Annotated in this window: 12 protein-coding genes; 7 read left to right on the top strand and 5 right to left on the bottom strand. The window is 72.0% G+C overall.

What is annotated here, in order from left to right:
• Genes ACFQO7_RS05405 through ACFQO7_RS05415 form a run of 3 tightly spaced genes read left to right on the top strand, consistent with a single transcriptional unit; the run spans nt 1 to nt 3,755 of the window.
• Nucleotides 1-1,971, top strand: a complete 1,971-nt coding sequence (locus ACFQO7_RS05405) for an acetyl/propionyl/methylcrotonyl-CoA carboxylase subunit alpha (RefSeq protein WP_376805353.1) — start codon at nt 1-3, stop codon at nt 1,969-1,971.
• A complete protein-coding gene (locus tag ACFQO7_RS05410; RefSeq protein WP_203690512.1) occupies nt 1,968-3,122 on the top strand; it encodes an acyl-CoA dehydrogenase family protein in 1,155 nt (384 codons plus the stop codon). Before ACFQO7_RS05405 ends, ACFQO7_RS05410 begins: the two co-directional genes overlap by 4 nt.
• 21 nt (nt 3,123-3,143) lie before the next feature.
• Complete coding sequence (locus tag ACFQO7_RS05415) at nt 3,144-3,755, top strand: TetR/AcrR family transcriptional regulator (RefSeq protein ID WP_376805354.1); 612 nt, start codon at nt 3,144-3,146, stop codon at nt 3,753-3,755.
• A gap of 17 nt (nt 3,756-3,772) precedes the next feature.
• Here the strand turns inward: ACFQO7_RS05415 and ACFQO7_RS05420 are convergent, their stop codons facing one another.
• The 5 genes from ACFQO7_RS05420 to ACFQO7_RS05440 form a co-directional block, all read right to left on the bottom strand.
• Complete coding sequence (locus tag ACFQO7_RS05420; protein ID WP_376805355.1) at nt 3,773-4,318, bottom strand: hypothetical protein; 546 nt, start codon at nt 4,316-4,318, stop codon at nt 3,773-3,775.
• Nucleotides 4,319-4,459: 141 nt separating this feature from the next.
• Complete coding sequence (locus tag ACFQO7_RS05425; protein WP_376805356.1) at nt 4,460-5,512, bottom strand: hypothetical protein; 1,053 nt, start codon at nt 5,510-5,512, stop codon at nt 4,460-4,462.
• Between the two features lie 125 nt (nt 5,513-5,637).
• Nucleotides 5,638-6,018, bottom strand: a complete 381-nt coding sequence (locus ACFQO7_RS05430; RefSeq protein ID WP_376805357.1) for a PPOX class F420-dependent oxidoreductase — start codon at nt 6,016-6,018, stop codon at nt 5,638-5,640.
• A gap of 69 nt (nt 6,019-6,087) precedes the next feature.
• A complete protein-coding gene (locus tag ACFQO7_RS05435; RefSeq protein WP_376805358.1) occupies nt 6,088-8,439 on the bottom strand; it encodes a M4 family metallopeptidase in 2,352 nt (783 codons plus the stop codon).
• A gap of 86 nt (nt 8,440-8,525) precedes the next feature.
• The gene (locus ACFQO7_RS05440) at nt 8,526-9,818 is read right to left on the bottom strand and encodes an alpha-lytic protease prodomain-containing protein (protein ID WP_376805359.1); all 1,293 of its coding nucleotides are present in this window, start codon (nt 9,816-9,818) and stop codon (nt 8,526-8,528) included.
• Here ACFQO7_RS05440 and ACFQO7_RS05445 point away from each other — a divergent pair.
• The 4 genes from ACFQO7_RS05445 to ACFQO7_RS05460 all read left to right on the top strand — a co-directional run bounded on the left by ACFQO7_RS05445 (nt 9,799) and on the right by ACFQO7_RS05460 (nt 14,515).
• The gene (locus ACFQO7_RS05445) at nt 9,799-9,981 is read left to right on the top strand and encodes a hypothetical protein (RefSeq protein WP_376805360.1); all 183 of its coding nucleotides are present in this window, start codon (nt 9,799-9,801) and stop codon (nt 9,979-9,981) included. The two genes, ACFQO7_RS05440 and ACFQO7_RS05445, sit on opposite strands and share 20 nt — an antisense overlap.
• Before the next feature lie 39 nt (nt 9,982-10,020).
• Nucleotides 10,021-10,929: a helix-turn-helix domain-containing protein gene (locus ACFQO7_RS05450; protein WP_376805361.1), complete on the top strand. Its 909-nt coding sequence runs from the start codon at nt 10,021-10,023 to the stop codon at nt 10,927-10,929.
• A 34-nt stretch (nt 10,930-10,963) separates the two neighbouring features.
• A complete protein-coding gene (locus ACFQO7_RS05455; RefSeq protein WP_376805362.1) occupies nt 10,964-11,785 on the top strand; it encodes a dioxygenase family protein in 822 nt (273 codons plus the stop codon).
• 297 nt (nt 11,786-12,082) lie between these two features.
• Complete coding sequence (locus ACFQO7_RS05460) at nt 12,083-14,515, top strand: collagen-binding domain-containing protein (RefSeq protein ID WP_376805363.1); 2,433 nt, start codon at nt 12,083-12,085, stop codon at nt 14,513-14,515.
• Nucleotides 14,516-14,535 lie beyond the last annotated feature (20 nt).

Consider the following 14,535-nt stretch of genomic DNA (forward strand, 5'->3'; position numbering starts at 1 on the left):
ATGATCTCCCGACTGCTGGTCGCCAACCGGGGCGAGATCGCCCGCCGTGTCTTCCGCACCTGCCGCGAACGCGGCATCACCACCGTCGCCGTGTGCTCCGACGCCGACGCCCGAGCCCTGCACACCCGAGAAGCCGACATCGCGGTACGGCTGCCCGGCGTCACCGCCGCCGACACCTACCTGCGCGCCGACCTCGTCATCGAGGCCGCGGTCGCGGCCGGCGCGGACGCGGTGCACCCCGGCTACGGCTTCCTGTCGGAGAACGCCGCCTTCGCGCAGGCCGTCATCGACGCCGGGCTGACCTGGGTCGGGCCGTCGCCGGACGCCATCGACGCGATGGGCTCGAAGATCGCGTCGAAGAAGCTGATGGCCGCCGCGGGCGTGCCCGTGCTACCCGAACTCGACCCGGCCACGGTCACCGAGGCCGACCTGCCGGTGCTGATCAAGGCCTCGGCCGGTGGCGGCGGCCGGGGCATGCGTGTCGTGCGCACCCTCGCCGACCTGCCCGACCAGGTCGAGGCCGCCCGCGCCGAGGCCGCCGCCGCGTTCGGCGACCCGACCGTGTTCTGCGAGCCCTACCTGGCCACCGGGCGGCACATCGAGGTGCAGGTCATGGCCGACGTGCACGGCACGATCTGGGCGGTCGGCGAGCGCGAGTGCTCCATCCAGCGCCGCCACCAGAAGGTCGTCGAGGAGGCCCCGTCGCCGATGGTCGACCCGGCGATGCGCGAACGCCTGCACGCCGCGGCCACCGCCGCCGCGGCCGCGATCGGCTACCGCGGCGCGGGCACCGTCGAGTTCCTCGCCGCGTCCGACGGCTCCTTCCACTTCCTGGAGATGAACACGCGTCTGCAGGTCGAACATCCCGTCACCGAACTCGTCACCGGCCTCGACCTGGTCGCCCTCCAACTCGACATCGCCGAAGGCGCGGCCCTCCCACCCACCCCGCCCCCCGTCCACGGCCACGCCATCGAGGTACGCCTCTACGCCGAGGACCCCGCCCACACCTGGCGCCCCCAAACCGGCCCCCTCCACACCTTCACCCTCCCCGCCACCACCGAGTTCGGCACTCCGGTGGCGCGGGGTGTCGTGGTGCGGGTGGACAGCGGGTTCGCTGGTGGGGATGTCGTCACGCCGCATTACGACCCGATGTTGGCGAAGGTGATCGTGTGGGCGCCGACGCGGGCGCAGGCGGCGCGTGCCCTGGCGGGGGCGCTGGCGCAGGCGCGGATCCACGGGCTGGTCACCAACCGGGATCTGCTGGTCAACGTGCTCCGGCATCCGGCGTTCCTGGCCGGGCGGATCGACACCGCGTTCTTCGAGCAGCACGGGCTCGACATGCTCGCCCGGCCGCTGGCCGACGAGGACGCGCAACGGCTGTCCGCGTACGCCGCCGCGCTGGCCGCGTCCGCTGCCGAACGCGCGGAGGCGACCGTCGTGACCGGACTGCCGAGTGGCTGGCGCAACGTCGCGTCCGCGCCGCAGAACCGGGCCTACCAGGCCCCGGCCGGGCGGGTCGACGTCGGCTACCGGCGCGCCCGCGACGGCGTGCGGATCGAGGACGAGCCCGACCTCGTCGTCGGTGAGGTCACGCCGACGCGGGTCGAGCTGGGGCGCGGCACCGTGCGGCACGTGTTCGCCGTCGCGGCGTACCCGGACACGGTCTGTGTCGACTCGGTGCTCGGGCCGGTCAGCCTGCGGCCGGTCGAACGCTTCCCGGAGGCGGAGACGCAGGTCGCCAGCGGGTCGCTGCTCGCGCCGCTGCCCGGGGCCGTCATCCGCCTCGCCGTCGCCGAAGGCGACCAGGTCACCGCCGGCCAGCCGTTGCTGTGGCTGGAGGCCATGAAGATGCAGCACGAGATCACCGCCCCGACCGACGGCACCGTGACTCACCTGCCCGTGGCCGTCGGCCACCAGGTCGAGGTCGGCGCGGTGCTCGCGGTCGTCACCCCGCCGGAGGCCCAACCGTGATCCTTGAGAGCGACGAGCGCCAGGCCCTGCGCCGCGCCGTGTCCGACCTGGCCGGCAAGTACGGCCACGACTACTACCTGCGCTGCACCCGGGCGGGGGAGAAGACCACCGAGCTGTGGCAGGAGGCCGGCCGGCTCGGCTACCTCGGCGTGCACGTGCCCGAGGAGTACGGCGGCGGAGGCGGCGGCATCGGCGACCTCGCCGCCGTCTGCGAGGAACTCGGCGCGGCCGGCTGCCCGCTGCTGATGATGGTCGTCTCCCCGGCCATCTGCGCGACGGTGATCTCCCGCTTCGGCACCCCGGAGCAGAAGCGGCGCTGGCTGCCGGGCCTGGCCGACGGGACGAAGATCTTCGCGTTCGCGATCACCGAGCCCGACGCCGGCTCGAACTCCCACAAGCTCACCACCACCGCGACCCGCGACGGCGACGGCTGGCTGCTGTCCGGCCGCAAGACCTACATCTCCGGTATCGACGAGGCCGAAGCGGTGCTGGTCGTGGGGCGTACCGCCGACGAGCGCACCGGGCGGCTCAAGCCCGTGCTGTTCGTGGTGCCGACCGACGCGCCCGGGTTCACCGCGCAGCAGATCCCGACCGAGCTGGTCGCGCCGGAGAAGCAGTACAACCTGTTCCTCGACGAGGTGCGGCTGCCCGACGACGCGCTGGTCGGCAGCGCCGACGCGGGCCTGCTGCAGCTGTTCGCCGGGCTGAACCCCGAGCGCATCATGGCCTCGGCGTTCGCCCTGGGCATGGCCCGGTACGCGCTGGGGCGGGCCGTCGAGTACGCCAAGAACCGCACCGTGTGGGGGCCGCCGATCGGCGCGCACCAGGCGATCAGCCACCCGCTCGCGGCCTGCCACATCGAGGTCGAGCTGGCCCGGCTGATGACCCGCGAGGCGGCGTTCCTCTACGACAGCGGCGACGACCAGGCGGCCGGCGAGGCGGCGAACATGGCCAAGTACGCGGCGGGCGAGGCCACCGTGAAGACCGTCGACCAGGCGATTCAGACCCACGGAGGCAACGGCCTGGCCACCGAGTACGGGCTGGCCACGCTGCTGGTCGCGTCCCGGCTCGGGCGGATCGCCCCGGTCAGCCGGGAGATGATCCTCAACTTCGTCGCCCAGCACAGCCTGGGCCTGCCCAGGTCCTACTGAGCCCCGGGTAGCGTGATCGCCGTGCCGACCACCCCCGTACGTGAACCGCAGCAGGATCGCAGCCGCGCCACCCGCCGGCGGCTGCTGGAGGCCTCGGTGCAGTGCATGGCGGAACTCGGGTGGTCCGGCACGACGGTCGCCGTCGTCGCCGAGCGCGCCGGGGTCTCCCGCGGCGCGGCCCAGCACCACTTCCCGACCCGGGAGGACCTGGTCACCGGGCTGATCGAACACATGACGGAGGTGCGTGCCGCCGAGATCGAGGGTGCCGTCGCGGGTCTGCGCAGCGGTCCCCGGCGCACCGAGCAGGTGCTGGTCGTGCTGGTCGGGCTGTATCGCGGGCCGCTGTTCCGGGCCGCGCTGCACGTGTGGACCGCGGCGGCGGTGGACGCGTCACTGCGCGACCAGGTGCGGCCGCTGGAGGCGGCACTGGGGCGCACCGCGCACGGCATGGCGGTCGAGCTGCTACGCGTCGACGAGCAGACCCCGGGCGCACGGGAGACCGTGCAGGCGACCCTCGACCTGGCGCGCGGCCTGGGCCTGGGCGAGCTGCTGCACGACGACACCGCCCGCCGGGCCCGGGTGTTGCGGCAGTGGGCGGCCACCCTCGACACGGTGCTGCCGCCAACGTCTTGACCGAGGTTGGAGGGCCGTCAGTGGCGGCGGGCCGCGCCCGACCACCATCTCGTGATCAGCCAGAACGCTGTGCCGGTGCCCAGGCCGTAGACCAGATGCCCGGTCAGGTCCGTGGCCAGCGTCTTCGCGTCGTACTCCCAGATCGGCTTGTACAACCCGGCCAGTGGCAGCACGGCGTAATCGCTGCTCCAGACGGTGGCGCCGAACGGCAGCCCGTACAGCGGACGCGGGTCGTGCAGGGAACCGGCCACGATGCCGTAGAGCGCGCCCCAGCCGGAGCCGTAGCCCCAGTGCGCGGCGGTGCTGGCCGGAAACGCCCAGCGGTCGGGCAGTTCACGCTGCGTGAAGCCCTCGACGACGCGTTTGGCGACCTGACCCGGATCGGGTGCCTCCGCCCAGCTCTCGGCCGGCGCGAACTCCCAGGCCAGGGGTCGGTCCCTGCCCCCGGTGCGGCGGTAGGCGAGGTATCGGAACGTGTCCATGCAGATGGTGCCGACGATCCCGGCGAGCAGCCCCGACAGCAGCGCGGCGACGGGGGTTAGCGAGCGTTCTCGGATCCGCATACCCGGCTCCCGTCCAGGCGGCCGACCTCCCTTTTGTCGAGTATGCCGCGCGGCCGCCGCAGAAGTAGCGGAAGACGTCGACGACGACCTTGTCGGTGCGCGAAGGGCGTCGGCGGAGGCGCGCTGTCCTGCCCTCGGCGGTCAGACCCCGACCTGCGCGTCGGCCGGTGCGCCGGCCTCGGCGGCCGGTTCGGCGGACGGAGCGCGGCGGGACCCGACCCGGCGGGCGATCCACAGCCCGGCCGCGAAGATCGCGGCGAGGACGAACACGCCGACGTACTCCGCCGCGGGCACCCGGGGCAGCGTCGCCAGCTTCGCCGTGCCGAGGATCGAGACGACCACGCCGACCGAGCCGACGTAGGCCAGGCCGATCAGCCAGCGCACCCACCGGCTCAGGCCCAGGCCGTGCATCTGTGTGATCACGAAGATCGTGGCGAAGCCCCAGCCGAACTGGAACCACAGCTGCTTCGGGCTGTTCAGGGCGACGATCGCGCCGTGGAACAGCACCATGACCTCCAGCGTCACCGTCCACCAGCGGTTCACGTGCGCGCGGGTCAGGAACAGGCTGCCCTGCACCAGGATCAGGAACATGTAGAGGAAGCCGATCAGGTGACCGGTCGTGGTCTCCATCGGGTGGTACCAGAACGTGTACACCGCGGCCCAGGCGAAGTAGTAGCCGTGGTACTTGCGCGCCCACTCGCGCACGCCCGCGCCGCCGGGTGTCGGGATCGTCCTGCCGAAGAGCAGGCCCCGCCGGTCGTTCTCCATGAGCAGCACCCAGACCAGCAGGATGATGACGGAGAACTGCGACGACCAGATCGACACGTCCTGGGCGAGGCCGTCGTACCAGAGCTGGGTCTGTGCGAAGTGGAGCAGCACGAAGGCCGCGTTGAACGCCAGCGCGGCCACGTTGACCAGGTGCAGCCGTCCGGTGTACTTGCCGACGCGTTGCTGGCCGTACCAGATCAAGGCCCAGAAGCCGACCTGGTGCAGGGCGTACAGCGACCAGACGCCGGCCATGATCAGTGTGGAGCGTTCTGGCCGCTGCCAGACGTACCAGGAAGGTCCGGCGTCGGGCAGCAGGTCCGGCCGGGCCAGCCAGCCGGCGCTCAGCGCGATGAGGCCCGTCATGAGCAGGCCGGCGATGATCGCGCCGAGCAGCGCCCGGCTCGCCCGCACGTCGGTGACCTTCATCGCGAGCGCCTCCAGCCCATAGCCCGTCGCCGATCGCACGGGTTCAGACAGCTTCTTACCTGTCCGGCTCGGACGCAACCGTTTCGGTGGAGGAAACTCTGTTCTCCTGGTGGTGACCCGTGCGCTCAGAAGGTCACGGCGATGCCGACGACCGGCTTCTTCGGCAGGTGCAGGACCCGCGCGGCCCAGTTGCCCACCCGCGACATCCAGTACTTGCGGGCGATCAGCTGACGGACCCGCTGCGTGCCGGCGTCGTCGAGGACCCGGGCGGTGCCGTCCACGTGTACGGCGTCAGGCGCGATCCGGCCCCGGACGTCGCACGGGGCCAGCGACACCCGGCTCGTCCGCCGGATGCGCTTGACCTTCCACGCGTCGGCGTCCGAGACGATGAACAGTTCGTCACCGTCGACGGCCAGCCACACCGGCGTGGCGACGGGCGTGCCGTCCTTGCGGTAGGTCGTCAGGCTGACGTATTGGGCGCGGGCGAACCGGTCGGCGGTGGTCACGGCGACCAGCTTAGCCACCAGGGGCCGGACGCGGTCAGGCGTCCGGCCCCTGTGCCACCCCCTATTCGGTCAGCAGGCGCCCTGGTCGGACCAGACCGCCCAGGAGCCGGGTGCGCCGGGCTCCGCGCCGGTCGACCACCAGGTCGCCTTCCAGCGGCGTCCGTTGTGCGACACGACGTTGTCGGGGGAGTACGGCGTCGTGGAGCTCCACGCCGGCAGGCCGCCGCAGCCACCACCGCCCCCGGTCACCGTCAGCGTGAACACGGCAGTGTGCGTGGCCGACGGGCCCGCCCCGGTCACCGTCAGCGGGTACGTGCCCGCCGGGGTGCCCGCCGCGACCGACACCGACAGCGTCGCGCTGCCGCCCGAGGTCACCGATCCCGGACTCGCCGACGCCGTGACCCCGGTGGGCGCGCCGGTCACCGACAGGTTCACCGCCTGCGCGCTGCCCGACGTGGTCGCCGTGGCCACGGTCGCGCTGGTCGAGCCGCCCGCCGCGACGGTCGCCGACGACGGCGACAGCGCGACGCTGAAGTCGTCGCCACTCGGCACACTGGTGACCGTCACCGTGTACGTCGCGCTGTGCGTGGCCGAACCGGTCCCGGTGACGGTGACCGCCGCCGAGCCGGTCGCCGCGCTCGCGCTCGCGGTCAGGGTGAGGGTGCTGGAACCGCCGGAGGTGACCGACGCCGGGCTGAAGCTCGCCGTCACACCGGACGGCAGGCCGCTCGCGGTGAGGTTCACCGTCTGCGGGCTGCCCGAGGTGGTGGCCGTGACCACCGTCGTGGTGACGGCCGAGCCGCGCTGCACAGTGCCGCTGCCCGGGGTGACCGACAGCGAGAAGTCGTTGCCGGGCGCGGTGCTGCACTGCGCCTCACCGGACTGCGCGGGAACGCTGACCGCGTCCCAGGCCGCCTTGACGGTGCGGCACTCGGCCGACGCCGCGCCGAACAGGTTGACCGCCGCGCGCAGCGTCGCCGTACGCACGTTGACGTAGCGCCAGGACGAGGTCTTCATGTTCAGTGCGGCCATGTAGATCTGGCCGGCCTTCTGCAGGCCGATGCCGGTGACCGTGGAGCCGTTGCAGGTCGGGCTGGCCGGGTTGCCGCCACCGCCGGCCGAGCCGACCGCGGTCAGGTAGAACCAGTGGTTGTTCGGCCCGGCCGCGGCGTGCACCTCGGTGCTCGGGATCGCCGAGGAGTAGCAGTTCGGGTCGCCGAGCGCCGACGGGTTGTACATGTTGCGGATCGGACCCGACCCGGTGAGGTTGACCTCCTCGCCGACGAGGTAGTCCGGCGGGTCGTTGGGGTTGTTGGCGTACGCCTCGGTCAGCGCGCCGAAGATGTCGCCGGTGGACTCGTTGAGGCCGCCGTTCTCGTTGCCGGACCCGGCCCCGCCCGGGGTGGTCTGGAAGATGGCGTGGCCGTACTCGTGCGCCACCACGTCGATCGGCGTGGCCTGCCCGGTCCCGGCCTGGTTGCGGCCGAAGTTGGTGTAGCTGCCGTTCCAGTACGCGTTGACCTCGGCCAGGCCGACCCGCGCGGGGAAGCCGCCGCCGGAGCCGTTGATGCCGTTGCGGCCCAGCCAGGAGCTGAGCATGTCCCACTCGCGCTGCACCGCGTAGAGGGCGTCGACGCAGGCGGTCTCCAGGTTGGTGCCGGAGCCGTTGCCCCAGGTGTCGTCGGTGCCGGTGTACGCGGTGCCGCCCTGCCCGCCGCAGCGAATGCCCGGACGGGTGTTGTCCGTCATGGACCAGGAGCTGCCGGAACCGCTCGTGGTGATGGAGACCTGGCCGTTGTAGTAGCCGCTGCCGGTGCCGAAGCGCACGTCGTCGCGCACGTCGAGGACCACGCCGGTGCGGGCGTCGACCACGACGTGCAGGCGGCTCGGGGCGTTCTTGCGCACGCCTTCGAGCACGACCTCGTACGCCAGCCGGTCGCGCGCTGGGGTGGCGAACACGGCCAGGCGCGGGGCCGTGGCCTGGCCGACCCGGTCGAGCTGCCGCCGGGCGACGGCGGCGGCCTGTGCGGCGGACAGCTTCGGGGTCGTCGAGGCCAGGCGCACGCCCCGGCCGAGTGCGGAACTGGTGCCGCGCACCGTGCCGGTGCGGTCGGTCGCCACGACGGCGTCGCCGCCGAGCACGGGCAGGCCGCGGTGGGTGCGCTCGTAGGAGACGTACTGGAATCCGCCGGACCCGGCGACGACGTCGCGGCGTACGAAGGATTCGTGCGGGCCCTTGGCCAGCGCGTCGTAGCCGCTGTCGGCGGCCCGGTCGGCGGCGGTGACGGCGAGCGCGGCCGGGTCGGCGGCGCGGGCGGGTGCCTCGGCGGGTCTGGCGCCGGACACCCCTGGGATCACCAGGGCGAGGCCCACGGCCGCGGCGGTGGCCGCGAGCGTGAACCGTGTGCCGATGGACTTCACGGGATGGACTCCTTCTGCGGGGTGGAGGGTGGTGGCCTGGGCGTTTCTCCGGGACGCCCAGGCCACCTGAGGGGAGGGTCGTGCGTTCAGCAGGCGCCGCGGTCGGCCCAGACGGCCCACGAACCGGGGTCGCTCGGCACCGCGCCGGTGGACCACCAGGTCGACTCGTAGCGGCGGCCGTTGTAGGCGACGGTCGCGCCGGGGGCGTACGCCGTCGTCGCACTCCAGCCGGGCAGCCCGCCGCAGCCCGGCGGCGGCCCGGTGGGTCCGGCGGTCGGGCTCGGCGGATTCGTCGGCGGGGTGCCGCCACTGACCGTCAGGGTCAGGCCGTAGGTCTGCAGGATCTCGTTGACAGGCTGGAAGTACGTGGTGCCGCCGGAGCTGCAGTTGCCGGAGCCGCCGGAGGTCACGCCCTGCGCCTGGTCACCGGCGATGAGCGAGCCGCCCGAGTCGCCCGGCTCGGCGCAGACGTTGGTGCGGATCAGGCCCGTCACGGTGCCCTGCGGGTACGTCACCGAGCTGTTGAGGGCGTTGATGGTGCCGCAGTGCCAGCCGGTGGTGGAACCCGACCGGCACACCGACGCGCCGACCCCGGCGGCCTGCGAACCTGCCACCGGCACCGTGCCGGAGTAGCGGTTCACCAGGGCCCGCGGGATGTTGCCGGTGGCGGTGCGCACCCAGGCGTAGTCGTTGCCGGGGAAGCTCGAGCCGGCGAACGTGCCGCTGGGCTGGGTGGTGCTCGCCCCGGTGCTGCCGCAGTGGCCCGCGGTGACGAAACCGCCGGTGACCGCGAACCCGACGGAGCAGCGGGTGCCGCTGCCGATGTAGTACGCGTTGCCGCCGATGATGTCGATCAGCGGCTGCGGCTGCTCGGCGCTGGCCTCGAAACGGACCATCGCGGTGTCGAGGCCGCTCGACGCGGCCCAGGTGCGGGCCGCGTTCAGCGCGCCGTCCCGGTAGAGGACGACGACCCGGTTGCTGCGCACGTCGGGGTACCAGCCCGGGACCTGCTTCGGCGCGGTGGCGGCCCGCCGGTCGAGGCGGCCCGTCTCGTGTACTAGCAGGGCCTCGCTGTGTGCGACGGTGACCGGGACGGCCCCGGCCGCCCGCACGCGGGCGCTGTCGGCGGCGGTGGTCACGGCCACGGTCAGCGTCGAGGCGTCGGTGTCGAGGTAGGCCCCGCCGAAGCCGCTGCCCAGCGCGCCGCGCAGCTGCTGCTCGGTGCGGGCGAACGCCGCCTCGCGACCCAGCCGGGCCAGTGCCTGATCGGGGCTGATGCGCAGGGTGCGGGCCAGCTCGTAGACCATGCCGCGGTCCGCGGCGACGGGCAGGGGAGCGGGAGCGGGTGTGGAGCCGGCGTTGGCCGACGTGATCACCATGGCGGATGAGAGGGCCGCCACGGCGATCAGAACACTGAAGAGTTTGGATTTCGGCGTCACACCGGGGAATCTAGGAACCCCACTGGAAACCTTGTATTTCCAAACAGGTCATATTGTTTACGATAAGCAAACCGGCCATCAGGGTGTGATAGGACCGGGCTGATATCTGCCGCCCCGTGGATCGAGGCAGCAGGCTCGGGGGATGTCCCTGCCACTGCACCGGCTCACGGTGCCGCAGCCGCTGTCGGTGCCGTTCGCGATCGACACGTTCGACGCGCTCGGCCCCCTGTCGCACGCCCCGTTCCCGCACCGGCACACCTTCTACGAGGTGGCGCTGGTCCGCGCGGGCACCGGCGCGCACGTGGTGGACCTTGCGGCGTACCCGCTGGAGCCGCCGCACCTCGCCGTCGTGCTGCCCGGCCGCGCCCACCACTGGCAGGACGCGGTCGACCTGGACGGCTGGCTGATCCTGTTCGGCGAGGAGTTCCTCGCCGGGTGGCCCCGCGTCCGGGAACTGCTGCACCTGCTCGGACACCAGCCGTGCCGCACCCTCGGCCCCGAGGTCGCCGACGAGGCGTTCGGGCTGGTCAGCCGTATGCGCCGGGAGTACGACGAGCCTGCCGCGGACTCGCTCGGCGTGGTGCAGGCCTACCTGCGCGTCCTGCTGACCAAGGCGGCCCGCGCCACCGGTGCGCCCGCTCCGGCGGTGACGGGGCAGCGGGCCGAGCTGGCGGGACGCTTCCTGGACCTGCTGACCGGGCCGCGCGGCGGGGCGCTCTCGGTCCGCGAATGCGCGGCGGCGCTGGGCGTCTCGCAGGGTTACCTGGGTGAGGCGGTCCGCGAGGTGACCGGGCGCTCGCCCGGCGAGCTGATCCGCCACGCCCGCACCGTGGAGGCGATGCGGCTGCTGGCCGGCACCCGGCTGAGCATCGCGCAGATAGCCCGCGAGCTGGGCTTCGCCGACCAGGCGTACTTCTGCCGGTTCTTCCGCAGGGAGACCGGTTCGAGCGCGGGGGAGTTCCGGCGGGCGGCGTCCTGGACGTGGGGACTCGTGGAAAACACCACGAACACCCGATCACGTCCATCGAATGGTGGCTATGCGCCGCTCTAGCGTTTCCGGCGACGTCCCACGAAGGAGACCCGCCATGACTGATCCAGAAGCCCGCCAGCCGGGTGTCACCCGCAAGGCCCTGCTGCGCGCGGCGCTGGTCGTGCCGGCCGTGCCGCTGCTGGCCGGGATGCCCGCCCTAGCGAGCACGCCCTCCGGGCAGCCGCTAGCGGTCACGCCCGAGTCCTGCGACGATGACGATCTCACCCCGCCGCAGATGGAGGGGCCGTACTTCAAACCCGGCTCGCCGCTGCGCACCGCCATGGTCGACGGCGCGGGCGCCCGGCTGACCGTGACCGGCTACGTCGTCGGCCTGGCCTGCCAGCCCATCGCCGGGGCGCTGCTGGACTTCTGGCAGGCCGACAACGCCGGCGCGTACGACAACGTCGGCAACCGCTTCCGGGGCCACCAGTTCAGCGACCCCCAGGGGCGGTTCACCCTGTCCACCATCGTGCCGGGGCTCTACCCCGGCCGCACCCGGCACATCCACGTCAAGGTGCAGGCACCCGGCCGCCCGGTGCTGACCACGCAGCTTTACTTCCCGAACGAGCCCCGCAACAGCACCGACTCCCTGTTCGACCCGGCCCTGCTGATGAACGTGCAGCAGGTCGGCTCGGCCCGGCAGGCCACGTTCGACTTCGTGCTCAACGTGCCGGGCACGCCACCCTCGCCCTCCCCGACGGCCACGGCCTCACCGAGCCCCACCCCGCCCACCGGCGGCACCTGGCAGCCCTACCAGCCGTACGCCGTAGGCGCGCAGGTCACCTACGGCGGCCTGGCGTACGCCTGCCAGATCGCCCACACCTCCCTGCCCGGCTGGGAACCCCCGAACACCCCCGCCCTCTGGCAGCGCCGCTGACCGGCCCGCCGCGCTCCTGCTCTTTCGGGGAAAGTGCACCAATCACCGCCACGATTCGTGCACTTTCCCCGAAACTGCCGACCGGCACCACCGGACTCACCTACTGCTTGGGGAACTGCTGGGCGGGGCTGCCGTTGCAGTCCCACAGTTGCAGCCGCGCTCCGTTGGCGGTGGGCCGTCGCGGTCCGGACCGGTGGACCGTGGGTATCAAACACGACATTAGACCCTTAACGTCCCTAAAAACTATAAATGTGGATAACCAGGAAAATAGGGCCAAACGGCCTATATATCTCAGACATGCAGATAACTCGGATGCGCGGCATCGTCGCCGCCACCGCATTGCTGAGCGCGACAGCCTCCGCGATGCTCGTCATGCTCCCGGCCACACCGGCCCGCGCGGTGAGCCCGGCCAATCCCACCGCCGCGGCCCTGGGCTTCAACGTGTTCGTCCAAGGCAACGCGACCCTCACCAGCAACGAGTCCGAAGGACCGGTGGCGCTGGGCGGCAACCTCACCCTCGGCGGCGATTACCAGGTCGCGGGAAACGCCTCGGGGTCGTACATCGCGCCAGGTGACGCCGTCCGCAGCACGCTGGTGATCGGCGGCGCGGTCAACTTCACCGCCAGCAACCCGGGCGCCATCCTGGAGGTGCAGAACCAGACGTACGCGAAGCTCGGCAACGCGGCCGGCGCTGACGTCCGCAACACCACCAACACCGGCGACCCGACCAACACGGTGATCGTCGCCGAGGGCGCCGCCTACAACTCGGAGCCGCGCGTCCAGCTCACCACCATCCAGCCGGTCGACTCGGTCCTGCGCGCTTCCGGTATCAACTTCGCGACCGCCTTCGCGGACTTCCGCAGCTCGTCGGCCGACCTGGCCGGTTGTACGAACAACATCATCCTCCGCAACGCGAACAACGAGGCGCTGCCGGACCCCCTGCCGCCGAACACCAACGCCTTCATCACCCTCGCCCCGAACGTCACCAACGTCCTCAACATCACGGCCGCGAACCTGGCCAACGTCTCGGCGTTCACCTTCGTGAACCAGCCGAGCGCCAGCCAGCCACTGCTGGTCAACGTGAACACGGGCCCGGGCGACATCTTCAACTGGACCGTGCCCAACCAGGCCGGCATCGGCGGCACCAACGCGCCGTTCCTGCTCTGGAACTTCCCGACGGCGACGTCGATCACCCTCGCCACGAACGGGGCCACGCTGGAGGGCACCCTGTACGCGCCGCGGGCGGCGCTGACCGACCTCAGCTCCTCCAACATCGAGGGCCAGGTCATCACGGCCAGCCTCGTCCACGGCACGTCCGCGGCGAACGGCGGCGAGATGCACTACTTCCCGTTCGCGGCCACGCTGGGCTGCGTGGTCAACCCGACGCCGGACCTCACCACGGAAGCTTCCGAGAACATCGCCCTGGGCGGCCAGGTCCACGACGTCGCGACGCTCGCGGGCGGCGTGAACCCCACCGGCACGATCAGGTTTGACCTGTACGGGCCGGACGACACGACCTGCACCGGCACCCCGGTGCACAGCGCGACCGTGGTGGTCCAGGGCGACTCGACCTACACGTCGGACGACTTCACCCCGACCCAGACCGGCACCTACCGGTGGATCGCCCGCTACAGCGGCGACGGCCGCAACCTGGGCGTGGTCACCGCGTGCGATGACGAGGACGAGTGGGTGGTCGTCGGCCCGGCGGTGGTGACGCCCATGCTGGCGACGCTCGCCTCCCCGAACATCGCGGTGGGCGGCCAGATCCGCGACACCGCGACGCTGACCGGCGGCCAGAACCCGACCGGCACGATCACCTTCAGCCTGTACGGCCCGGACAACGCCCTGTGCCTGGGCACTCCGGTGTTCACCGACGCGGTGCCGGTGTCGGGCAACGGTGTCTACCAGTCGGACCAGTACACGCCGACCCTGATCGGCACCTACCGCTGGATCGCGAGCTACAGCGGCGACGCCGGCAACGCGGCCGTGCTCGGGCAGTGCAACGCCCCCAACGAGTCGGTGAACGTCCTGCGCGGCACGGTGACCCCGACCCTGACGACGGACGCGTCCGACGACATCACGCTGGGCGGCCAGGTCAACGACGTCGCGACGCTCGGCGGCGGCCAGAACCCGACCGGCAACATCACCTTCGACCTGTACGGCCCGAACGACGCGGACTGCACCGGTGACCCGGTGTTCACCTCGACGGTGCCGGTGACGGGCAACGGCGCCTACCCGTCGGGCCAGTTCCCGCCGACGCAGCCGGGCACCTACCGGTGGATCGCGAGCTACAGCGGCGACGGGAACAACGCGGGCGTCACGCTGTCCTGCAACGCGCCGAACGAGTCGGTCGTCGTCCGGGCGGAGGGTCCGGTCACGCCGACGCTGACCACCGTGGCGTCCCGCGACACGTACGTCGGCAAGGAGATCTTCGACACCGCCACCCTGGCCGGCGGCGCCGCGCCGACCGGCTCGATCACCTTCGAGCTGTACGGCCCCGGTGACAAGACCTGCTCTCGGACGCCGGTGTTCACGACCACGGTCGACGTCGACGGCAACGGCCGGTACCGCTCGGACGCGTTCCGGCCCCGGGTGCCGGGCACCTACCAGTGGGTGGCCTCGTACAGCGGCGACGACGGCAACGAAGCCGTCCGGACCAGCTGTGACGACGAGGACGAGCGCGTGGTCGTCAAGAAGAAGAAGCCATACGGCGGCAAGCCCCGCCCGTAGCCTTCCGCAGTGAGGTCATG

The organism is Catellatospora aurea (genome assembly GCF_042663325.1).
Classification (GTDB): Bacteria; Actinomycetota; Actinomycetes; order Mycobacteriales; family Micromonosporaceae; genus Catellatospora; species Catellatospora aurea.